The organism is Nocardia brasiliensis NBRC 14402, assembly GCF_000308475.2.
Classification (GTDB): domain Bacteria; phylum Actinomycetota; class Actinomycetes; order Mycobacteriales; family Mycobacteriaceae; genus Nocardia; species Nocardia brasiliensis.
In genome coordinates, this window is the sequence record NZ_BAFT02000057.1 from 290,973 (window position 1) to 313,488 (window position 22,516).

Annotated in this window: 18 protein-coding genes and 1 tRNA gene; 12 read left to right on the forward strand and 7 right to left on the reverse strand. The window is 68.8% G+C overall.

What is annotated here, in order from left to right; all coding sequences use genetic code 11:
* Positions 1-64: 64 nt before the first annotated feature.
* Positions 65-135 (reverse strand) — tRNA-Gln (locus TY25_RS18420).
* A gap of 329 nt (positions 136-464) precedes the next feature.
* Between TY25_RS18420 and TY25_RS18425 the strand changes: the two genes are divergently transcribed.
* The 6 genes from TY25_RS18425 (at position 465) to TY25_RS18450 (ending at position 8,926) form a co-directional block, all read left to right on the forward strand.
* On the forward strand, positions 465-1,079 hold the full coding sequence (locus TY25_RS18425) for a TetR/AcrR family transcriptional regulator (protein WP_042257826.1): 615 nt from the start codon (positions 465-467) through the stop codon (positions 1,077-1,079).
* 233 nt (positions 1,080-1,312) lie between these two features.
* Complete coding sequence (locus TY25_RS18430; protein ID WP_014988187.1) at positions 1,313-1,960, forward strand: TetR family transcriptional regulator; 648 nt, start codon at positions 1,313-1,315, stop codon at positions 1,958-1,960.
* A 224-nt stretch (positions 1,961-2,184) separates the two neighbouring features.
* Positions 2,185-5,799 (forward strand): transcription-repair coupling factor, encoded by a 3,615-nt coding sequence (gene mfd, locus TY25_RS18435; protein WP_042257827.1) that lies wholly within the window; start codon positions 2,185-2,187, stop codon positions 5,797-5,799.
* Positions 5,796-6,566, forward strand: coding sequence for a nucleoside triphosphate pyrophosphohydrolase (locus tag TY25_RS18440; RefSeq protein WP_088607121.1), 771 nt, complete (start codon positions 5,796-5,798; stop codon positions 6,564-6,566). The genes mfd and TY25_RS18440 overlap by 4 nt, the downstream gene beginning before the upstream one ends.
* A gap of 131 nt (positions 6,567-6,697) precedes the next feature.
* Positions 6,698-7,789, forward strand: a complete 1,092-nt coding sequence (locus tag TY25_RS18445) for a glycerol dehydrogenase (RefSeq protein ID WP_042257829.1) — start codon at positions 6,698-6,700, stop codon at positions 7,787-7,789.
* Between the two features lie 183 nt (positions 7,790-7,972).
* The gene (locus tag TY25_RS18450; protein WP_042257831.1) at positions 7,973-8,926 is read left to right on the forward strand and encodes a phosphodiesterase; all 954 of its coding nucleotides are present in this window, start codon (positions 7,973-7,975) and stop codon (positions 8,924-8,926) included.
* On the opposite strand, the gene TY25_RS18455 is transcribed toward TY25_RS18450, so the two are convergent.
* Positions 8,874-10,328 carry a stealth family protein gene (locus TY25_RS18455; RefSeq protein WP_370466207.1) on the reverse strand — a complete coding sequence of 485 codons (1,455 nt, stop codon included), beginning with the start codon at positions 10,326-10,328 and terminating at the stop codon, positions 8,874-8,876. The two genes, TY25_RS18450 and TY25_RS18455, sit on opposite strands and share 53 nt — an antisense overlap.
* A 648-nt stretch (positions 10,329-10,976) precedes the next feature.
* On the opposite strand from TY25_RS18455, the gene TY25_RS18460 reads away from it, so the two are divergent.
* The 3 genes from TY25_RS18460 to TY25_RS18470 all read left to right on the forward strand — a co-directional run bounded on the left by TY25_RS18460 (position 10,977) and on the right by TY25_RS18470 (position 12,669).
* Complete coding sequence (locus TY25_RS18460) at positions 10,977-11,429, forward strand: flavodoxin domain-containing protein (RefSeq protein ID WP_042257833.1); 453 nt, start codon at positions 10,977-10,979, stop codon at positions 11,427-11,429.
* Positions 11,430-11,656: 227 nt separating this feature from the next.
* The gene (locus tag TY25_RS18465) at positions 11,657-12,043 is read left to right on the forward strand and encodes a hypothetical protein (RefSeq protein ID WP_226887165.1); all 387 of its coding nucleotides are present in this window, start codon (positions 11,657-11,659) and stop codon (positions 12,041-12,043) included.
* 50 nt (positions 12,044-12,093) lie between these two features.
* Positions 12,094-12,669 carry a TerD family protein gene (locus tag TY25_RS18470; protein ID WP_014988179.1) on the forward strand — a complete coding sequence of 192 codons (576 nt, stop codon included), beginning with the start codon at positions 12,094-12,096 and terminating at the stop codon, positions 12,667-12,669.
* 61 nt (positions 12,670-12,730) lie between these two features.
* Here TY25_RS18470 and TY25_RS18475 read toward each other — a convergent pair whose 3' ends face one another.
* Genes TY25_RS18475 through TY25_RS18495 form a run of 5 tightly spaced genes read right to left on the reverse strand, consistent with a single transcriptional unit; the run spans position 12,731 to position 18,728 of the window.
* Complete coding sequence (locus TY25_RS18475) at positions 12,731-14,143, reverse strand: MATE family efflux transporter (protein ID WP_042257835.1); 1,413 nt, start codon at positions 14,141-14,143, stop codon at positions 12,731-12,733.
* Positions 14,143-15,177 carry a PLP-dependent cysteine synthase family protein gene (locus TY25_RS18480; protein WP_042257837.1) on the reverse strand — a complete coding sequence of 345 codons (1,035 nt, stop codon included), beginning with the start codon at positions 15,175-15,177 and terminating at the stop codon, positions 14,143-14,145. Before TY25_RS18480 ends, TY25_RS18475 begins: the two co-directional genes overlap by 1 nt.
* Positions 15,178-15,212: 35 nt before the next feature.
* Positions 15,213-16,553 (reverse strand): alanine racemase, encoded by a 1,341-nt coding sequence (locus TY25_RS18485; protein ID WP_042257839.1) that lies wholly within the window; start codon positions 16,551-16,553, stop codon positions 15,213-15,215.
* Positions 16,544-17,506, reverse strand: coding sequence for an ornithine cyclodeaminase (locus tag TY25_RS18490; protein ID WP_042257841.1), 963 nt, complete (start codon positions 17,504-17,506; stop codon positions 16,544-16,546). The genes TY25_RS18485 and TY25_RS18490 overlap by 10 nt, the downstream gene beginning before the upstream one ends.
* Positions 17,507-17,525: 19 nt before the next feature.
* Entirely contained in the window at positions 17,526-18,728 is a 1,203-nt protein-coding gene (locus TY25_RS18495; RefSeq protein ID WP_052383048.1) for a TauD/TfdA family dioxygenase, read from the reverse strand.
* Positions 18,729-19,024: 296 nt separating this feature from the next.
* Here TY25_RS18495 and TY25_RS18500 point away from each other — a divergent pair, with 296 nt between their 5' ends.
* From TY25_RS18500 to TY25_RS18510, 3 genes are read left to right on the forward strand one after another with little or no spacing between them, the layout of a single operon-like run.
* Positions 19,025-20,542, forward strand: coding sequence for an ABC transporter substrate-binding protein (locus TY25_RS18500; RefSeq protein WP_042257843.1), 1,518 nt, complete (start codon positions 19,025-19,027; stop codon positions 20,540-20,542).
* Positions 20,542-21,630, forward strand: a complete 1,089-nt coding sequence (locus TY25_RS18505; RefSeq protein ID WP_042257845.1) for an ABC transporter permease — start codon at positions 20,542-20,544, stop codon at positions 21,628-21,630. Before TY25_RS18500 ends, TY25_RS18505 begins: the two co-directional genes overlap by 1 nt.
* The gene (locus tag TY25_RS18510; protein WP_042257847.1) at positions 21,627-22,466 is read left to right on the forward strand and encodes an ABC transporter permease; all 840 of its coding nucleotides are present in this window, start codon (positions 21,627-21,629) and stop codon (positions 22,464-22,466) included. Before TY25_RS18505 ends, TY25_RS18510 begins: the two co-directional genes overlap by 4 nt.
* Positions 22,467-22,516: the final 50 nt, after the last annotated feature.

A 22,516-nucleotide genomic window follows, 5' to 3' on the forward strand; every position in this document is an offset into this window, starting at 1 on the left:
GTGCTGGGATCTGCTGCGCTGGGCGCTGATGGGCGGGGCCAACGATAGTCATCGTGCTGCCGAGCTCCGCCGCCAGGACTCGAACCTGAACTATCTGAACCAAAATCAGAGGTGCTGCCATTACACCACGGCGGATTGTCACATCGGCGGATCGGGAAACACCCGCCGCTGTACCACGGCACGAGGAAGATCCTCGCATATTGTTCCGCATCTCGGCGAATGCCGAGTTCGACGCCGGACGCCGAGTCGGGCGGCGATCACCCGGCGCGGCCGGCGAGCTGCTCCGGATCGAGGTTACCCACCAGGCACATTCAGCTCGAGCGGGCACGGAAAACGCGCAGTTGCGGGGGAGAGCGGGCGAAGCGGCGAGCTGTCTGGAACAGTTAGGTCACCGGAGTTCGGCAGCGAAGGGAGGCGGAGTGGCGATGTCGGGGAGCGAGACGCAGCGGGCGCCGCGTCCGCGGATGACAGGTACCCAGCGCAGGCAGCAGCTGATCGAGATCGGTCGCGCGCTGTTCGCCGAACGCGGTTACGACGCCACCTCGATCGAGGAGATCGCGCAGCGCGCACAGGTCTCCAAACCCGTGGTGTACGAACACTTCGGCGGCAAAGAGGGGTTGTACGCCGTCGTGGTGGATCGTGAGATGTCCATGCTGCTGGACATGATCGTGTCCTCGCTCACCCAGAACCGGTCCCGGGTCCGCCTCGAACAGGTCGCGCTCGCGCTGCTGACCTATATCGAGGAACGTACCGACGGTTTCCGGATCCTGGTGCGCGATCAGCCCGCGGGCAATGCCGAGGGTCGCTACTCCAGCCTGCTCAACGAGGCGGTGAACCAGGTGGCGCACATCCTCGCCGGAGATTTCGAGCGCCGCGGTTTCGACACCAGCCTGGCCACGCTCTACGCCCAGGCGCTGGTCGGGCAGGTGGCCACCGCCGCAACCTGGTGGCTGGACGAGCGCAAACCCTCGAAAGAGGTTGTCGCCGTACATCTGGTGAATCTGTGCTGGAACGGGCTGAGCCATCTGGAGGCCGACCCGCATCTCAGCTCGGAGTGGCGCACCGGTGTCGAGGAGTGACTCACGGGGATGGCAGCAGGTGGAGCTTGCGGAGCCTGCGGGGCGGGTGAGCGCAGGTTGTTAACCAGCGAATTGCGAAGCGGGTCCGGTCGAATGCTCGAATTGACTGCCGAGGGCCCGGCTGGTGGTACGGTTCACCCATCCTTTGGGTGCTGTTCGGGCGGTAAGTCGGTCTACTTCGTGATGTCGGTCTACTTCAGGATGGCTGGTTTTTAGGATGACAGGCGGATCTGATGGCTAGGCAAGCGCGCGCGGAGATCACCCGCGACTCCGTTCTTGCGGGCGCTGCCGATGTCTTTCTGCGCTTGGGTTACGCGAACGCGAGTCTGAGCGAGATCATCGCGCAGTCCAATGTGACCAAGGGCGCCTTGTACTTTCACTTCGGCTCGAAGGAAGAGCTGGCGCGCGCGGTGGTCGATCAGGGCAACGAGCGGCTGGTCAGCTCGTGCCAGGGTTTCTTCGACCCCCGGGTGCCCGCGTTGGAGGCGTGCATCGGGATCACCTACGTGGTCGCGGATCTGTCGATGAACGATCCGATGGTCGGCGCGATGCTCAAGCTGACCCATCAGATCGGCGACTACCGCGGCGCCCAGGGCGACAACATCGCCAAGACCTGGGGCGACACCTACCGCGTCCTCTCCGAAAGAGCTATCGCCCAGGGCGATTTGCAGCCGGAGCTCGATGCCGAGGTGATCGGCATGCTGTTGCAGGAGATGACCGCGGGCGTGCACATCATCGCCGTCGGCACCGAGTCCATCGACCAGATGGCGACCCGCATGGAACGCGTCTGGTACTTCCTGCTCCCCTCGATCGTCCCGGCCGAAAAGCTCGCCTACTTCCGCGAGTTCGCCGCCCGGCGCCTGCGCCGCTACGTGCCCTGAACCTTCGACGGTTTGCCCGTTGCACGACTGACTTGCCGTCAGGACGACTGATCTGCCGCGTACATCGGTAACTCGTCGGGTACGGGCTGACTCGGCGACCAACCGGCCGCCGGCCGCCGGCGCCGCGGTCGTAGCACCTGGGTCTGGCCTGAATTCGCGGAGAGGCGGGCAGCTAAACTTTGCCCTGGCCGCTCGAAACCGCAGCTTGAGCTCAGGAGTTGTTCATGTCGACCCATCGTCCACCGCTGGCCGGACTGGCGGCGGTCGCCGGTGCGGATGCCGCGTTGCAGACCGTCACCGAGCTGGTCGGCAAGTCGTCGGTCGAGCTGGTGGCCCCGTCCGCGGTACGCCCGTTCGTCGCCGCGACGATCGCGGCGAAGCGGCCGCTGGTGGTGGTCACGGCGAACGGGCGCGAGGCCGATGATCTGACCGTGGAGCTGGCCGAGATGCTGGGCGATACGGTCGCGCAGTTCCCCTCCTGGGAAACCCTGCCGCACGAGCGGCTCTCGCCGGGCGCGGATACGGTCGGGCGCAGGCTCGAGGTGCTGCGCAGGCTGGCCCACCCCGACGACCCGATCTTCCCCGAGCCGCTGCGCGTGGTGGTGACCACCGTGCGCTCGCTGATGCAGCCGATGGCCGGCGGGCTCGGCGATATCGAACCGGTCGTGCTGCGCGTCGGCGCCGAACTGGACTTCGACGAATTGCTCACGCGCCTGGTCGAATTCGCGTACAGCCGGGTCGACATGGTCGGCAAGCGCGGCGAGTTCGCGGTGCGCGGCGGCATCCTCGATCTCTTCCCACCGACCGCGGATCATCCGGTGCGCGTGGAGTTCTGGGGCGATGAGATCACCGAGCTGCGCCCGTTCGCGGTCGCCGACCAGCGCTCGCTGAGCGAGGTGCCGGTCGAGGTCGTCGTCGCGCCGCCGTGCCGCGAACTGCTGCTCACCGACGCGGTGCGCGCGCGGGCGGCCGAGGTCGCGGTCGCCAACGCGGCCGACGCCGCCCTGGTCGAAATGCTCGAGAAGCTGGCCCAGGGCGTCCCGGTGGACGGCATGGAGGCGCTGCTCCCGGTGCTGCAACCCGGTGAGCTTTGCCTGCTCACCGAGGTGCTGCCCGCGGGTACCCATGTCCTGCTGTGTGATCCGGAGAAGATCCGCACCCGCGCCGCCGATCTGGTGCGCACCGGCGAGGAGTTCCTGGAAGCGTCGTGGACCGCGGCGTCGTTCGGGGCGGCCGCGCCGCTGGGCGCGCACGGCCTCGATCTGGCCGCCTCCGGTTACCGCCCGCTGTCCACCGTGCACGAGAGCGCCGATCAGCAGGAGCTGCCGTGGTGGACGCTCACCCCGCTCACCTCCGGCGACCCCGCCGAGGTGGTGCTGCCGGTGCTGGCCGGGCCCGCCGCGCGCGGTTCCGACGAACTCGTCGCGACCATCTTCGCCTCGTTGCGCGCGCACGTGTCCACCGGCGGCCGCGCGGTGGTAGTGGTGGCCGGACACGGTACGGCGCAACGCATTCTGGAACGCCTCGCCGACGCCGACGTGCCCGCCGCGGCGCTGGACCCCGGTGCCGAGCCCGCGCCGGGGCTGGTCGGCGTGCTGTGTGGTTCGTTGCACGACGGCCTGATCTTCGACGACGCCGGACTCGTCGTGGTGGCCGAGTCCGATCTCACCGGCAATCGGGTCACCGCACCCGGCGAAGGCAAGCGACTGCCCGCCAAGCGGCGCAACCAGGTCGACCCGCTGGCGTTGAACGCGGGCGACATGGTGGTGCACGACCAGCACGGAATCGGCCGGTTCGTCGAGATGATCGAACGCACCGTCGGCGGCGCCCGGCGGGAGTACCTCGTCATCGAGTACGCGCCGGGCAAGCGCGGTCAGCCGGGCGACCGGTTGTTCGTGCCGATGGAGTCGCTCGATCAGCTCTCCCGCTATGTCGGCGGTGAGATGCCGAGCCTGTCCAAGCTGGGCGGCTCGGACTGGGCGAACACGAAACGCAAGGCGCGCAAGGCGGTTCGCGAGATCGCCGGTGAGCTGGTGCAGCTCTACGCGGCCCGCCAGGCCGCGCCGGGGCACGCCTTCGGGCCGGACACCCCGTGGCAGCAGGAGATGGAGGACGCGTTCGCGTTCACCGAGACCGTCGATCAGATGACCGCCATCGCCGAGGTCAAATCCGATATGGAGAAGCCGGTTCCGATGGACCGGGTGGTGTGCGGCGACGTCGGCTACGGCAAAACCGAGATCGCGGTGCGTGCCGCGTTCAAGGCGGTGCAGGACGGCAAGCAGGTGGTCGTGCTGGTGCCGACAACGCTGCTGGCGCAACAACATCTGCAAACCTTCACCGAGCGCGTCGCGGGTTTCCCGATCACCGTGAAGGGCCTGTCCCGCTTCACCGACCCGGCCGATGCGCGCGCGGTCATGGAGGGTATGGCCGACGGCAGCGTCGACATCGTGGTGGGTACGCACCGCTTGCTCCAGACCGGCGTGCGCTGGAAGGACCTCGGGCTGGTGGTGGTCGACGAGGAACAGCGGTTCGGCGTCGAGCACAAGGAGCACATCAAGGCCCTGCGCACCCACGTCGACGTGCTCACCATGTCGGCGACGCCGATTCCGCGCACCCTGGAGATGAGCCTGGCGGGCATCCGGGAGATGTCGACCATCCTCACCCCGCCCGAGGAACGGCATCCGGTGCTCACCTATGTCGGCGGGTACAACGACAAGCAGGTGACCGCGGCGATCCGGCGCGAGCTGCTGCGGGACGGTCAGGTCTTCTACGTGCACAACCGCGTGTCCTCGATCGACAAGGCGGCCAAGCGGATTCGGGATCTGGTGCCGGAGGCGCGGGTCGCGGTCGCACACGGTCAGATGAACGAGGACGCGCTCGAATCCACCGTCGCCGGTTTCTGGGAGCGCGAATTCGACGTGCTCATCTGCACCACCATCATCGAGACCGGCCTGGACATCTCCAACGCCAACACCCTGATCGTGGAACGCGCCGACGCACTGGGCCTTTCGCAGCTGCATCAGCTGCGCGGCCGGGTCGGGCGCAGCCGGGAGCGCGGCTACGCCTACTTCCTGTACCCGCCGGAGAAGCCGCTCACCGAAACCGCCTACGACCGGCTGGCCACCATCGCGCAGAATTCCGACCTCGGCGCGGGCATGGCGGTGGCGATGAAGGACCTGGAGATCCGGGGCGCTGGCAACGTGCTCGGCGCCGAGCAGTCGGGTCACGTCGCGGGCGTCGGCTTCGACCTGTACGTCCGCCTGGTCGGCGAGGCGGTCGAGGCGTACCGGGCCGCCGCGGACGGTAAGCCGATCGTCACCGAGGAGCCGAAGGAAGTCCGGATCGACCTGCCCGTCGACGCGCACATTCCGCCGGACTACATCGCCAGCGACCGCCTGCGGCTCGAGGCGTACCGCAAACTCGCCTCGGCACAGGATGATTCGACCCTGGCCTCGGTCGTCGAGGAACTCGTCGACCGGTACGGCCCGCTGCCGGTGGAGGTCGGGCGCCTGGTCTCGGTGGCGAAGCTGCGGCTGCTGGCCCGCGAGTACGAGGTCACCGAAATCGCGGTCACCGGAACGACCTTGAAGATCTCGCCGCTGCATCTGCCCGATTCCAAGCAGATGCGCCTCAAGCGGATCTACCCGAGCGCCGGGTATCGCGCGGCGAGCGGCGTGATCTCGCTACCGCTGCCGCGGGTCGAGGACAGTGTCGGCGCCGAACGGGTGCGCGATGTCGTGCTGCTGCAGTACGTCGCCGACCTGCTGCTCGCCTTGGACGGAAAGGCCCAGGGCGCGGTCGATCTCACCACCGCCACCGAGGCGACGGCCGCCCGATGACCGACCGCGACGAGGCCGTGCTGCGGGCCGCGCGGCATGCCGCCGCCAGCAGGTCGCCCGGCAGCGACCCGGACGGGATCCCGCGCGAGGACACCGAGGTGATCGCCGCGGGCTTGTCCGGCGCGGTCGAGGTGATGGACCGGCTCTGGCATTTCGGTGGCTGGGAGGTAACCCAGACCCACGATTCGCTGCGTCCGTACCTGCTCGAGGAGACCTACGAACTCCTCGACGCCATCCAGCACGGCGACGCCGAGACCATCAAGGAGGAGCTGGGCGACCTGCTGCTCCAGGTGCTGTTCCACTCCCGGATCGCCGAGGCCGCAGGCGAATTCACGGTCGACGACGTGGCCGCGGCGCTGGTCGCCAAGCTCGTCCATCGCAGCCCCTCGCTGCGTGAGCCCGAGTTCGCCGCCGGCACCACGCTCGAAGAGAAGATCGCCGCCCAGGAATCGGCGTGGGAGGAGCGCAAGTCCGCGGAGAAGGCCCGGCGCTCCTGCCTCGACGGCATCGCGCTGGCCCAGCCCGCCCTCGCGCTGGCCGAGAAGGTGCGCGGGCGCAGCACCAAAGCCGGTCTGCCCGAAGACCTCGTCCCGGCCGAGCTCACCGTCGTGCAGCTGGGCGGCCCCGACAGCGCCGAAGAGCGCCTGCGCAAAGCCACCCTCGACTTCGCCGCCGCCATCCGCGCCACCGAGGACGCGGCCGAACTCGCCCGCGACGAACGCGCCCCGCTCGCGGCGGCCGACTGGCGGAAGTACTGGACCGGTTAGCTGCCAGGCAGCCGGGACAGCGGTCTCGCTGCCGGTGTATCGGCCGCGGGGATCCAGCCGGGATTCGGCGTAGCGTTGGCCCAGCGGGTCCCGCAGGAGGGCGGTGTGCCCGGTGAACGGGAGGTCGACAGATGCTGAGTGTGTTCTCTTCACCCGGGCACTACGTGCAGGGGCGCGACGCGACCGCCGCCCTGGGAGCGGAGATGACGAGGCTGGGGCTCGACGGGCCGGTGCTGATCGTGGCGGGCGGCAGTGCGCGGCGCCTGCTGGCCGACACCTGGGAACAATCGCTGAAGGACGCGAAAATCGGCTATTCCGTGCATGTTTCGAGCGGTGACTGCACCAGGGCGGAGATCGCGCAGATCACCGCGGCGGTGCGGGCGAGCGGCTGCACCGTCGTGCTCGGGGCCGGCGGCGGCAAGGTGCTGGATTCGGCGCGGGCCGTGGCCGACGACCTGCGCCTGCCGATGATCAGCTGCCCCACCACCGCCTCGAGTGACGCGCCGTGCAGCGCGCTGTCGGTGATCTACACCGCCGCAGGCGAAGTCGAGACGTACCAGCTGGTGCGGCGCAATCCGGCACTGGTGCTGGTGGACACCTCGGTCATCGCGCAGGCGCCGGCGCGGCTGCTCGCCGCCGGCATGGGCGACGCGCTCGCCACCTGGTTCGAGGCCCGGACCTGTACCGCAGCTCGGGTGCGCAACATGCGCGGGGGTGCGTCCACCCGCAGCGCCACCGCGCTGGCCGAGCTCTGCTACCGCACGCTGCTCGCCGAGGGCCGCCAAGCCCTGGCGGCGGTGCGCGAGCAGGCCGTCACGCCGGCGCTGGAACGGATCGTCGAGGCCAATACCTTGTTGTCCGGTCTGGGTTTCGAGTCCTCGGGACTGGCCGCGGCCCATGCGGTGCACAACGGGTTGACCGCAGCCCCGCAGACCCACGCGTACCTGCACGGTGAGAAGGTCGCCTTCGGCGTGCTCACCCAGCTGGTGCTGGAGGGCGCGCCGAGCGGCGAGATCGACACGGTGCTCGATTTCTGCGCCGCTGTCGGCCTGCCGACCACCCTGGCCGCGGTCGGTTTGGCCGACGCCCAGCCGAGCACGCTGTCCGCGATCGCGACGCGGGCCACGGCCCCCGGCGAGACGATGCACAACGAGCCGTTCGAGGTCGATGCCGCGATGGTCCTGGACGCCATGCGCGCCGCCGACGCGCTCGGCCGGCGATAACGCGCGCCCCTTCGTCCGCGAATGGTTGGTAGGCGCCTGCGACGGGATTCGACATGAAATTCTCACCTTCCCGCAAGCATGTCGTCACCGTCCGGCGGGAAACCTGTCGGTAGTCATTCGCTATTGTGGCGGTGGAATCCGAAGCCAATGGCGGGCTAACCGCCGGGGAGGACGTTCGGTCCGGTGCACATCAGCAGAGTCGCGGAGCACCCGCGACCCGATCATGTGTTGTTCCATTTCAGCGACACCCATTTGATCGCCGGTGACGGCGATTTGTACGGCGACGTCGACGCCGACGTGCGGTTACGCCAGCTGCTCGAGCAGGCCGCGGCCAGCCGGATCCGGCCGACCGCGATCGTGTTCACCGGCGACCTCACCGATCGCGGCGAACCCGGCGCGTACGACAAGCTCAAGGCGTTGGTCGAGCCGTTCGCGCGGAGTTTGCCCGCGCCCATCGTGTGGGTGACCGGCAACCACGACGACCGCGGCACGCTGCGCCGCAAGCTGCTGGGGGAACGACCTTCCACCGCTCCGCTGGACCGCGTGCACCTGATCGACGGCCTGCGCATCATCGCCCTGGACACCTCGGTGCCGGGGCACCACTACGGCGAGATCACCGACGACCAGCTGGCCTGGCTGCGTTCGGTGCTGGCCGAGCCCGCGCCGTTCGGCACCATCCTGGCGATGCACCACCCGCCTGTCCCGTGCGTGCTCGATCTCGCCGTCACCGTGGAGCTGCGCGATCAGCGCCGGCTGGCCGACGTGCTGGACGGCAGCGACGTGCGCGCGATCCTGGCCGGGCACCTGCACTTCTCCACCAGCGCCACGTTCGCGGGCATCCCGGTCTCGGTGGCATCGGCCACCTGCTACAGCCAGGACCTGGGCGTGGAGCAGGGCGGCCTGCGTGGTCGCGACGGCGCGCAGGCCTTCAACTACGTGCACATCTACCCGGACACCGTGGTGCACTCGGTGGTGCCGATCGACCGCGGCCCGACGGTGGGGTCACCGTCGAGCGCGGACGAGGCCGGCGCGCGGCTCGCGGCGCAGGGCATCGTGATTCCGCCCGCCGCGCGCATCCCGCATGTCATGCGGCGCCGGGCGACGACTCCGGAATCGGATGACGAGACGGTGCGCTGAGCCGCTCCCACGGCGCGGGCTCCGGGAAGTACCGGTTCAGGAATTCCGATACCGCACGCACCCGCTCGGCCTCGCTGATCTCGGGGAAGCTGCCGTCGTTGAGGCAGAAGAAGTCGACATCGCGTCGGCGTTCGATCCCGTCCAGCAGGGCGAGTCCCTGGTGGCTGGTGGTGTCGACGTAGCGCATCCGCGCCGTTTCCTGCGGCACCGCGCGCCCGGTGAGCAGCGCGTAGTAGTGGTAGAGCGAGTTGGTCACCGAGATATCGGTGGCGGCGCGGAACCGGCTGGCCCTGGTGCGCGCGAAATCCGCGCCGAACTCCGCTTCCATTTCCAGTAATACGCTGCGCCGCAACGGAACCGGTGTGTGTTCCAGGTGCCGGGTGATCACGTGGCCGAAGCGGGCCGCGAGCAGTTCCCGGTTCACCCGTGCGGCATTCTCGAAACCGCTGCGCCGCTCGTTGTTGCGGCCGGGCCCGATCCTGGTGTCCGCCTCGATGAATCGGCTCACCCCGCCCGCGGTGAAGAACATCGACGGCCGGACCGGACGCGCGAAGAACATGTCGTCGTTGGAGTACAGGAAATGCTCGCTGAGCCCCTCGATGTGCTGCAACTGGCATTCCACCGCATGGGAATTGAAGACGGGCAGCGCGCTGGTGTCCGAAAAGTGGTCCAGCGCACGGACAATCGTCACCTTCGGGTGGTCGCTCAGCCATTGCGGCACAGCGGAATCGGTGGCGATGAAGATCCGCCGGATCCACGGCGCGTTCTTGTATACCGACCGCAGTGCGTATTTCAGCTCGTCGATCTGGCGGATCCGCGCGTCCGCGTCGTCGCCCTCGCCGACGACGACCTGCGCGAGCAGGCCCGCGCGCCGGGCCCGGAACTCCGGGTCGGAGCCGTCGACCCAGGAGAACACCAGGTCGATGTCGAAATTCACGTCGTCCGCCTGCGCGGCGAACATGTCGACCAGGGTCGGCCAGGTGCGGTCGAACAGCAGCACCTGGGTCTGCTCGACATCGGCGAGGTCGAAGACGTTGCGGGTCAACGCGTTCGGACGCGGGCACTCGACCGTGTCACCGTGGTAGTCCCACAGCTCCAGTTCGACGTGATGGGCCGGGTCGCCGTCGCGACCGAGCCGGAAAACGTTGTGCCGCAACTCGGCACAGGCGAACCCGGCGGCCATCGCGGCCGCCGTCACCCGGCGCACCATCAGGTGGTGCGCCGCGTCCGCGGCCAGGATCAGCCGGTGTCCGCGATCGCGGATCAGCAGGAACGGCACCTCGGCCGCCGCGAGTTCCGAGCGCAGGTAGCCCAGATCCTCGATCATCGCCTCGGATACGACGAGATTGCCCGCCGACGGCAGGGTCGCCATCTCGATCGCTCCGGAATTCACTGCCCCCATGTCCATCATCAGTTTTCTCCACTTCTTGCTGCACTGCCTGAGTTCGATATCTAGGCACCGCGCCGGAGCCGAGCGGCGTCCCCACCGAAATCGTGACTTCGGCTGGGGGAGTACCGCGCCCGGGCGCGGTCGCATTCAGAAGTGGGGGACCAGGCCGTAGCGCAGGGACGAATTGATCACGCGGTATGTAGACGAGCGGTAAACCATTTCGTTTTCACCTCACTCACGGCAGAACGCAAAGCGTCACAGATGGATGCGCTGGATCCGTGCCGCTGCGGCGAGAACGACCGAGCGTGCGCACGGGATTCAGCACGCTGGGCCGGACAGTCATCGGCCGGCGAAGAAAGATGTCCCAGACAACAATGGGAGCTGTACGAATGATGCATCCAAGGTGACATTTCGTCAATCGGGACATCCCGTCCCACCTGCTGCCGCTCCGCTGCCACTGACCGCCCGCGCTGCCGCAGTGTTGCGGCGTAGGTGCCGGTTTCGCGCGGGCAGCTCGATTTCCGGTGGCTGCCGGGGTGCGCTCACCGTGATCGTCGTCATGTCGGTCCGGCTCGGGTGGCGAAAGGCTGGCGACTGTAGCCGAGCTTAATTAGGATAGCCTCACCAACCTTGGGAACCTGTGAGAAGGGAGCACGGCCGGTGCGCGTCGTCATTCTGTTCGGATCCGAGATGGGCACGGCCGAGGCCGTCGCGGACAGCGTCGCCGACGAGCTCTCGTCGTACGACGTGTCCGTCTACGACATGGCCGAATTCGCCGTCGAGGATCTGGATGCGCGCGATGTGCACATCATCGTGTGCTCCACCTATGGCGACGGCGATCTGCCGACCGGCGCGGAACCGTTCTTCGACCAGCTCGACGCGAGTGCGCCGGATCTGACCGGCCTGCGCTTCGCGGTGTTCGGCCTCGGCGACAGCGTCTACGGCGACACCTTCAACCGCGGCGGTGAGATCGCCGCGCAGCGGCTGATCGCGCGTGGCGCGACCCAGTTCGGTGAGCACGCGCGCCACGACGCGTCCACCGATATCCGGGCGAAGGAGATGGCGCGCGCATGGGCGTCCGGGTTAGCGATACCTACCCTCACCTCGGCCTGATAGTCCGCTGAGATCCGCCGGACATCGGGGGCAGCGCCAGCGAGCAAGTGGCCCAGCACTTTAGACTGGCTAGGCAAGCGCGGCACAGCCCGTCGCGCGTGACGATCCATGAGGTGACGAAGATGGCGGCCGGAGCGAGCCCTGCGCAACGTCAAGACCACTCGACAGATCACGCTGATCATCCCGAGTTGGACGTGCTACCCCAGTGGCCGAGAGAAACTATCGCCGTGCTGGTGACCACCGATCCGGCGCCGCACGCGATCCCCGTGTCCTGGCCGGTCCGCGCGGGCGATCGGCGAATTCTGATCAGCCTCAAGTTCGATCGCGGGTCGCTGGCCCGGCTGCGGGAACGCCCGCAGGTGGCGCTGCTGATCCTCGGCGGCGGTAATGTCGCGCTGTGTGCCAGGGGCACCGCGAAGGTGGTCGCGGAGCAGATGCCCGATGCCGCGGACTACGCGGCGGTGCGTATCGACGTCGACGCGATCGACGACCATCGGCAGTCGGCCTTCGAGGTCGACAAGGGCATCCAGCGCAACGTGCTCGATCCGAGCGAACTGCATGCCCTGGAGGGCCGGGTGTCCACGCTGCGCGCCTGGGCGGACCACCAGAACTGAACCGGCCCAACCGGTTCGGGGTATCCACAGTCGAGAACGAAGGCGGTTGAATGAGCGTCACACTGGCGAAGGGCGGCAACGTTTCGCTGTCCAAGCAGGCAGCCAACCTCAGCAAGGTAGCCGTGGGTCTGGGGTGGGACGTGCGCACCACCACCGGTGCGGATTACGACCTGGACGCGAGCGCGCTGGCCACCGGGCAGAATCTGAAGGTGCTGTCCGATCAGCACTTCGTGTTCTACAACAACCTGCGCTCGCCGGAGGGCTCGATCGAGCACACCGGCGACAACCTCACCGGCGAGGGCGAGGGCGACGACGAGGTGATCAACGTCGATCTGAGCGCGACCCCGCCGACCATCACCAATATCTTCTTCCCGGTGTCGATCCACGACGCCGACGCGCGTGGCCAGTCGTTCGGTCAGATCCGCAACGCGTTCATCCGCGTGGTGGACGCGGCGACCGGTATCGAACTCGCGCGCTACGACCTGACCGAGGACGCCTCGACCGAGACCGCGATGGTCTTCGGCGAGCTGTACCGCCACGGCAACGAATGGAAGTTCCGCGCCATCGGCCAGGGATACGCCTCTGGCCTCGCGGGTATCGCCCGCGACTACGGCGTCAATATCTGACGTTGCGCTCGGACCCGGTGCGCGGCGCGGCCTGCCGCGGGCACCGGGTCCGAGTCGTGTCTCAGCTAGGGCTGATGAGCCGTTCGGTGGCCTCCGGCACCACCTGACGACGGTCGCGCTCGCGCCCGTCGAGCAGGGCGAAATAGCGGCGCAGCATCAGGATCGCGGTGGTGGCCAGACCCGCGGTGAGGCCCCACCAGACGCCTGCGGCGCCGAGCCCGGCCGGGTAGGCCAGCAGCAGCGCCACCGGCAGGCCTACGCCCCAGTAGCCGATCAGCGAGAGCCGGAAGCCCGCGTTGGTCTCCTTGAGTCCGCGGAGCAGCCCGGTGCCGATGTTCTGTGCCGCGTCGAAGAACTGCAGCACGATGCCGATCAGCAGCAGCGTGTGCGCGATCTGCACGGTGCTGGTGTCCTCGGAACTCAGGAAGGGCCGCAGCACGAAGTCGGGCGCGATCACGTAGACCGCGCCGGTGAGCACCGCGACGACCGCGACGTGACGCAGCGCGAGCCAGGCCAGGGCGCGCGCGTGCGGGTACTCGTCCCGCGTTACGGCGTGGCTGACCAGGATCGAGGCGCCATGCGAGACACCGATGGCGACCTGGAACACGATGTAGATGATCTGGTACACGACGTTGTGCGCGGCCAGCGCCGCCGGTCCGATGCTGCCCATCACCAGGGCGAGCACGGAGAACATGCCCGCCTCCGAGCCGTAGGTGAGCGCGATCGGCGCGCCGAGCTTCAGCTCGGCCAGCACGGTCGAGCGCCGCACCGGCCACGGCCGAAGTGGCAGCGTGGCACCGAGTTTCGCGTCGCGGCGGACCATCGCCCAGAACACGCCGAAGGTGATCAGGAAGACCAGCGACGTGGCCACCCCGATACCGGTGATGCCCAGCTGGGGCAGCCCGGCGCGGCCGTGGATGAAGCCGAGCGCGAGGACCAGGTTCAGCACCACCGAACCGAGGGTCACCAGCAGCAGCGCCTGCGGGCGTTGCATGCCGACCGTGTATTGGCGCAAGGCTTGAAACCACAGGCAGGGCAACAGGCCCGGGGCCAGCGCCACCATCAGGGGCCGGGCATCCGCGAGCACGCCGGCATCCTGACCGAGCCACTGCAACGCCCAGCCGAGTCCGATCAGCACCGCGCCACCGGCGATTCCGGCGATGGTCGCGATCAGGAAGCTCGACCGCAGCACGTCCCTGATCTCGCGATCGGGGGATTCGCCGCGCTTGCCCGCCGCGCTCACCGCGGTCGCGATCTGGTTGCCGCTGGCGGTGATCAGCCCGACGCACATGGTGCGGATCTGGTTGAACAGCGCGAAGGCCAGTCCGCCCGCGGCGACGGCCTGCACGCCGAGCGTGCCCATCAGCGCGATGTTGGTGGTGGACACCGCGATCTGCGCCAGCTGCGTCATCGCGATCGGCGTGGCGAGAGCGGTGAGCCGACGACTGTCGGCCCGGTAGCCCGACAGCAGCATCACCGCGCCTCGACCAGTTCGGTGCGCCGCGACGCCGGGGTGTAGCGGTGCAACAGTCGGCGCACTTCGGTTTCGGCGGCGGGATCGAGCAGGTCGCGCTCGGCCATCCAGGCGTCGTCGAACACGGTGTCCAGGTACTTCTCGCCGCCGTCGCACACGATGGTGACGACGGTCGAGCCCGCGGGGAACTCCTCGAGCCGGGTGAGCGCGGCGTGCACCGAGCCGCCCGCCGAGCCGCCGATCATCAGGCCCAGCTCGGCCGCGACGGCCCGCGCGGTCGCGAAGGCCGCCACATCGGTGACCTTGACGCCCTCGTCCAACTGCGAATAGTCCACCGCGGTACCGATCGTGGCGCCGGGCGGGGTCCCGGTGCCGGACTGCCAGTACGGGCCGCCTTCGCCGCCGAAGGCGATCGATCCGACCGGCTCGACGCCGATCACATGGGCGGGCCTGCCGAGTTGGCGCAGCCGGGTCGCGGTGCCGAACAGCGAACCGCCGGTGCCCACCGAGGAGAGCAGGATGTCGACCCGCTCGACATCCTCCAGCAATTCTTCGGCGACCGCGTAGTAGCCGACCGCGTTGGCGTCGTTGTTGTGCTGTTCGGTGAAGTACGCGTCCGGCCGCTCGGCCGCCATCGCCTCGGCGAGGTCCTCTCGCGCCGAGGTGGCCAAATTGTCGTCGCCGTCGTCGGCGACGTACACCAGTTCCGCACCCATTGCTCGCATAGCGCGCAGCTTGTCCTTACATGCGTGATGATCGACCACTGCGGTGAAGCGATACCCACGTTCGGCAGCAACTACCGCGAGGCCGAGCCCGGTATTCCCGGATGTCGACTCGATGATATGCCCGCCACTGGCCAGCAACCCGCGACGCTCGGCATCGAGCACCATCTCGCGCGCCATTCTGATCTTCGCCGCGCCGGTCGGATTGAACTGTTCGAGTTTGAGCAGCAGCCGGGTGCCGGTCGAGGTCGCCGCCAGTTCGAACAGCGGTGTGCGGCCGATCAGATCCGTCACGCGCGTGACGAGCGGCATGGGATGTTCTCCTCGTTCGGGTCTGGGTAATGGGGTCAGCCGTCGAGCGTCCAGCGGAACCGGTCGCCGGGCGCGTCGTGCAGCACGACCTTGGGCGGTATCGGCAGGTCGTGAAAGGCGGACTCGTTCGAGTCCATTTGATACCCGGCGGTGTTCGGGTAGATCAAGAGATCACCGACCTCGGCGGCGCGCGGCAGCGGAATCCGCCGCCAGCTGAGCATGTCCGAATCGAGGCAGGTGGCCGCGCCGACGCTGGTCGGCGTCGGCATGCCGGGCAGTTCCGGCCACAGCACCGGGTCGGGCAGGTATTCGCTGTCGAACCACTGCTCGGACAGGCTGAGGCTGGTGCCGTCTACCGTGAGCAGCCGATACGGCGCGCCATCGGTGTACCTGGTCTTGCTGCCCTGCACGCGGAAGACGGTGAAACCGGCATGGGCCAGCAGCGCCCGGCCGGGTTCGACGGCGAGGCGAATCGCGTTGTCGCGCAGTCGTTGCGCTAGCCCGTCGTGCGCCAGGATCGCCGTGAGCATGTCCGCGCCCGGCACGGGGAAGTGATACGGGTAGTACGAATCGAATGTCTTGCCGGAGTGGAACCACGAACGGTCGGCCCGGTCGCTGAACTCGGCCCACTGCGCCGCCGGGACGTAGTCGACGCCGAATCCGCCGCCGATCGACAGCGTGGTGGCGGGGTGGCCGAGCGAGCGCGCGTGCAGGCAGCGGGCGATCGTCGTCGTCGCCAGCTCCGCCCGCGCGACCGCGTCGTAGCCGGAGAGATGAAAGCTGAAGCCTTCCAGTCGCACTGTGCCGCAGCCGTCGAGAACGGCGAGCGCGGTGGTGATTTCGGCATCGGTCAGGCCGAATCGGCTGGACGACGCGGGCGGGAGCACGCGCAGCAGGATCCGGGCGGGCAGTGCCGAGCTGCCCAGTGCGGCAAGGCGATCGAGCTCACCGAGATCGTCGACGGCGATCAGCGCGCCGTGCCGGGTGGCGAGCCAGAGCAGCTCGTCGGCCTTCGCGGGCCCGGTCACCATCAGCTCGTCACCGCGAACGCCCTGTGCCAGTGCGGCGGTCAGCTCACCGACGCTGGCGACATCCACGCCCGCACCGTGTTCGGCGCAGGCGCGGACCACCGCGGCGGACTTGTTCGCCTTCTTGCCGTAGTAGACGACGCCGTCGACCCCGGCCCGGGTGAAGGCCGCGCGGAAGCTCGCGATATTGCGGGCGACGCGCGGCGGATACATGACGTGGAACGGGCCGCCGACGGCAAAGGCGATGTCGCCGAGCAGGTTCGGATCGGCGAGCGCGCGACGCTCCCAGGGGTCCGAGTGCGCGGGCAGCGGCGTCGCGCTGTGCGTCGGCACGACCGTCAATCCCACAGCGGTACCTCCGTGCCCCGGCCTTCCTCGATGGCACGCTCCGCGAGGGCATGCGCGACCGCGATATCGGTGAGCACCAGTCCGCTGTTGTAGACGAAGATGCGCTCGTCGTCGGAGCGGCGCCCGACCGCGCGGCGGCTCAAGATCTGCGGCAGTTCGGCGTCCACCGAGCGCAGCCTGCCGTCCGGACCGACCATGTCGGTTCCGGTCAACGCCATCTGCTCGGCGCTGGTGGCGACCACCCGATCGGCCTCGATCAGCGTCGAGGGCGCCAGTCCGTAGCCGACCAGAACCACCGTCGAACCCGGTGCCAGATCGGCGGATTCGAGCGCGACCTCGGTGCCGGGGCCCGCGGTGGCCAGCACCACGTCGGCGGTGGCCGCGGCCACCCGCGGATCCTCGACCGTTTCCAGCAGTGCGTGCGGGTAGTACTCGGCGAGGTGCCGGTGCACCGCGTCGAGTCCCTCCGGATGGGTGCCGTACAGCATCAGCTTGCGCAGCTGCGGATTCGCGGCGAGCAAGTGCGGCAGGGCGTTTCGGCCCTGGGTTCCGGTGCCGATCAGCAGCACGCTCTCCGCGCCGCGGCGCACGGTCTCACGGACGAGCAGCGCCGAGACCGCCGGGGTGCGCAGCGCGCCGACCCGGGAGCAGTCCATCAGCGCGATCGGCGCGCCGGTGCTGTCGTCGTAGAGCGTGATGGTGGTGTAGTAGCGCTTGGTGCTGCGGTCGTGTCCCGGATCGAACTTGTAGGACGTCTTCATGGCGACCACCCGGCGGCGGCCGTCGCGGCCGAGCATCGCGTACGACACCGACCAGCCGTCCGGGTTGGCCACACTCAGCTTGCGCGGATTGTCCGAATCGCCCGCGGCGAACGCGAGATACGCGTCCTCCACCGCGCGCACCACCTCGCCGGGCGTGATCGGCACGCCGGCCAGGTCGCTGCGGCTCAACACCCGTAAGGGTGTGCTGCGGTCACGTGTGTTCAACGGATCCTCGATCATGTGCTGCATCCCGCTCTGTGCCCGCCGGGTTCTGCGCCCGGCATCCGTCCGTACGGGCCGGCGCGTGGCCACCGGACACGAACGCGGGACTGCCTGCTGCTCGGAACGGGGCGACGATCCGTTGCCCATAACCATTCTCGTCGGTCTCTTCGGGTCGGCGCGGTCGTTCCGGCAGGCGAACGTTCACCCGCTTGAGCCACCGGTCGGTGCCGTCGTAGCGCGCGGTGAACGGAACCCGGCCGTGCACGGCGACATCGTTGTCCACCAGCAGCAGCTCACCGGGCGAGAGCGCGGCCGTGACGCAGACCCGCTCCAACTCTGCGGTGAGCCTGGCATAGGCGGCGCGGAACGCCGGGTCGGCGTCGTCGAGCGGGGTGTAAGCCGGGTCGTAACGCAGTGTGGTCTCGTCCGGGCCCGCGCTGCTCCAGAGCGTGGGCAGGGGCGGAGCCGAATACCGTTCGTGCCCCGTGCCATAGGAGACGTCGGGCAGGATCGGCAGCACCGGCGCGCTGAGCAGTCGCCGCTGCGCGGCGCTGAGTTCGACCCGGCGCACCGAGGACACCGTGGTGCCCACCAGGTCGGGATTGCGCAGGCAGCCGAGCATCAGCAGGTTGGCGCGCCCCGGGTGGAAGGCGTCCTCGGAATGCGGGCTGAGCAGTGTCTTACTGCTCGCGCCCGACTGCTCGTGCTCGTGACCGGGGGAGGGCAGGATGTTGTTGACCAGCCGTCCGCCCTGCTGACCGTGCCAGCCGAACGGCTCGCCCGCGGCCCGGGCCAGCAGCAGCATCGCGAGATCGAGTTCGAAGGAATGCGCGCGCCGTGCCGCCGAACCGCTCCACTCCGCGGCCTCGCGCCAGCTCGGCGGCGTGGGGCCGAGTTCGTCGTCGGTCAGGGGCAGCCTGCTCACGATGGTCGCGCCCGCGGCCGTCGCGGGCGGTCGCATGGCCTGTCGAACCTCGGTGGGTAACTCGCCGACCCGCGCGTCGATCTGCGCGATGAGCGCCGGATCGGTCAGCGTGCGGGCCGTCGCGGCGGGGCTGGTGCGGGCCGCGTCGAGTGTGGTAGATATCTCTCGCGCAAGCTCGCGCACCGCACGCCCTGCGGCGGCGGGGAACTCGCGGCGTTCGATATCCTGCGGGTGAAGCGTCTTACGTTCGGAGAGAACGCCTTTCACCGAGGGAATCCCTTCTTCGCATCGTTGAAAAGAGCAGAACTGACGTCGCCCTGCGAAGCTAGCCGCTCGCACTCCGTTAAGCAAGGCTTACCTAAGCGAGTTGTAGAAAGATAGCAAAAGTCTATGGCTCCGTCGGGAGATTGCGTTTGCTGATTCGAAGCCGGTGATCGATCGGCCGATTCGCTGCCACTGCGGCCGGGTACCGATGAGGGGTGGCGACGTTTAGGCTAGCCTGTCCTCGCCTGTGTCCGCATTTTGTGCTAGGGCACGGGGATCACGAGGAAGAAGGCAGCGCAATGGGATTGAACCGCAGGCAGCTGATCAGGTCGGGACTCGGGGTGGGCGCGGTACTGCTCGTCGCTGCGTGCTCGGACGATCGTGGCGGAACCGGATCGGTGCAGCGTGGCGGCACCCTACGGGTCGGCGCCCTGGGCGTCGCGGCGCGGATCCAGCGCGACCCGCACGCCAACCTCAGCAACGACAGCGACTTCCTCATCACCTCGCTGGTGTACGACGCGCTGACCGTGCCGGGCCGCGATCCGAATGTGTTGCCACGGTTGGCCACCAAGTGGGAATCCGACGCGGAACGTCGTCGCTGGACGTTCACTGTCGCCGACGGCGCCACCTTCCACGACGGCACACCGGTCACCGCCGACGATGTGGTGTGGTCGTTGCAACGGCTGCGCACGGTCGGCGGCGCCTCGAAAATGCCTGTCGCCGTGGCGGATATCACTGCCGACGGCCCCAACCGGGTGGTGCTCGCCGTTCCCGAGCCGAACACCCAGCTGCCGCTGCTCGTCCGGTTGATGACGTTCACGGTCAAGAAGAACACCACCGACTTCACCAATGCCGTTGGCACCGGGCCGTTCCGGCTGGAGTCCTACCAGAACGGCAACGCCCGCCTGGTGCGCAACGAGCGCTGGCACGGCCCCGCACCGCTGCTCGACGCCATCGAGGTCACCATGTTCGAAAGCGTGACGGCGCTGGGCAACGCGGTGCTCGGCGGCCAGATCGATCTCGCGTCCAATGTCGGCGCGATCGCGGGCCGGACCGCCGAGGGCCGCGGTGACCTGAAAGTGGTGCGGCGCGCGAACGACACCATGCTCGGTGTGGCGATGCGCTGCTCGGACGGTCCGTTCGCCGACGCGCGGGTGCGGACCGCGCTGCGGCTCGGGGTGGACCGCAATGCGCTGGTGACGCAGGTGCATTCGGGCTACGGCACGGTCGCCAACGACATTCTCGGCACCGCCGACCCGGTGTACGACAAGTCGATCGCGCAGCGCGGCCGGGACATCGAACGGGCGAAGACGCTGCTGCGCGAGGCCGCGTTCGACACCGGCCGTACCTATCCGCTGGTGACCAAGGCCGAGGCGCCCGGTGAAGTGGAGTCGGCGAAGGTGATCGCGACCCAGCTGGCCGAGATCGGCGTCCGCCTCGACGTGGTCACGCAGGAGTCGAATGCCTTCTACGACCAGACCTGGCTGAAGGCGCCGCTGTACACCGTGTCCTGGGGTACCAACGATTCCGCGTTGTTCTTCGCGAAGCAATTGATGTCCAGCGGTTCCAATCGCAACGAAACCGACTTCAAGGACGCCGCGTTCGACGCCGCCACCGCGAAAGCCTTGGCCGCGCCGAGTGACTCGGAGTACGCGCGGGCCAGCCGTGAGCTCCAGCAGATCGAGTACGACCGCGGCGGCTACCTGGTCTGGGGGATGGCCGATGGCATCGATATCGCCGCCGCCCGGGTCAACGACCTGCCCACGCTCGGCGGCTATGCCCGGGTACAGCTGGAACGAGCCTGGCTGGCAGGGTGATGTCGTTCGCCCGCCTGTTCGTGCGCCGGATCGTCCTGTTGGTCGCACTGCTCGCCACGGTTTTCGTGGTGGTAGACCTGCTGCCCGGCAACACGGCACGGGCGGTGCTCGGCCGGGACGCGACACCGGAGCTGGTCGCGGCGAAGGAACACGAACTGGGACTGGATCGGCCACTGCCAGCCCGTTTCTGGGACTGGATCGTCGGTGTCGCCACCGGCGATTTCGGCCATACCGCGCGCGGCCGCTCGATCAACGAGCTGCTCGCCGACAAGTTTCCGCCGACGCTGCTGCTCGGCGGGCTCGCGCTGGTGGCCACGGTGATCGTGTCACTGCTGCTCGGCGCGTGGTGGGCGACGCGGCAGAGTGCTGCCCTGAACCCGTTGCGCCCGAGCGCGTTCGGGCCGGCGGCCGGTCCTGGGGCGGCGACCGATACGCCGGAACGGCACGGAAATGCCGCCTCGACCCGCCGCGGCGGGCTGATCGGAAGGTGCGCTGTATTGCTTCGGCACTGTGCGGAGCTGGCACGGCGGACCTTCGTACGCGCACTGCAGCCCGCCACCACGACGGCGGCCGCGATACCGGAGTTCGTCCTCGCGACACTGTTGATCCTGATCTTCGCGCTGGCCCTCGGCTGGTTGCCCGCCGTGACCGTCACGGGCCGGTCCGGATTTCCGGTGCGGGCCGACATGCTGGTGCTGCCGGTGCTCGCGCTGGCGATCCCGCAGATCGGCTGGAACACCCGGGTCGTGCGGGCCGCGCTGGTCGAGGCCGCGCGGGCACCGCACGTGGAAAGCGCGGTGCTGGACGGGATCGGCACCCGGGCGGTGCTGCTGCGCCACGTGCTGCCGTTCGCCCTGCCGACGATCGTGGCGAGCTTCGCGACCACCGTCGGCATGGTGCTCGGCGGCGCGCTGGTGGTCGAGACCATCTTCAACTACCCGGGTCTCGGCGCGGTGCTCGCCGGCTCGGTCGCCGACCGGGACGTGTCGATGGTCGCCGCGGTGGTGGCGTTGTCCGGCGTGGTCATCATGTGCGTGCTCGCGGTGGCCGACGGGATCCGCGCGTGGTCGTTGCGGGGGAGTCGATGAAAGAGCCGTCCACCTCAGGGATTTCCACCGGCCGCAGCCCCCGCCGGGCGAAGCTGCTGCGGCTGCTCACCGTGCTGCCCGCGGTGCTGGTGTCGGTGCTCGCGGTACTGGGTCCGGCGTTCGCGCCGCACGCCGCGCAAGCGCCGGTGGGTATTCCGTTCGGCGATCCGTCCGGGGACGCCTGGCTCGGCACCGATCGGATCGGCCGCGACGTGCTGAGCCAATTGCTCTATGGCGGTTGGGGTCTGCTGCTGCTCGCCGCGGTGATCGCGGTAGCGGTGACCGCGCTGTCCTGTGTGCTCGGCACGGTGGCAGCCCTGCGGCCGGGGATCGGCACGCTGATCGAACGCGCGACCGATTTCGTCATGCTGCTGCCCGCCGTGCTCGGCACCCTGCTCGTGCTCACCTCGTGGCCGGACGCGGGGGCCTACGGCCTGCTCGTCGTCGCTCTGCTGTTCGGCACGCCGTACTGCGCAAGGGTTTTCGCCGCCGCGGCCGCCGGGGTCGCCGCTTCCGGCTATGTCGAAGTCGCGCAGGCCAGCGGAGAAACTCTGGGGCACTTGGTTTTCCGGGAGGTGCTGCCCAACCTGCGGGAAGTGATCGCGGCACAGCTCGGCCTGCGTTTCGTCGAAGCCGTCTACCTCGTCAGCACCGCCTCCTTCCTGCAGCTTCCCACCACCCTCGGCGCGAGCAACTGGTCGGTGATGGTGCGCGAGAACGCCGCGGGCATGCTGCTGAATCCCTGGTCCGTCCTCGCGCCGAGTCTCGCGATCGCCATCCTCGCGGTGAGCGTGAACCTCGCCGTTTCGGCGTTCGGGAAAGGTCAGGACACATGAGCGCTTGCCGGTGGAACTGTGGTGCCACGGAACCGCGCGCCGATGCGTAC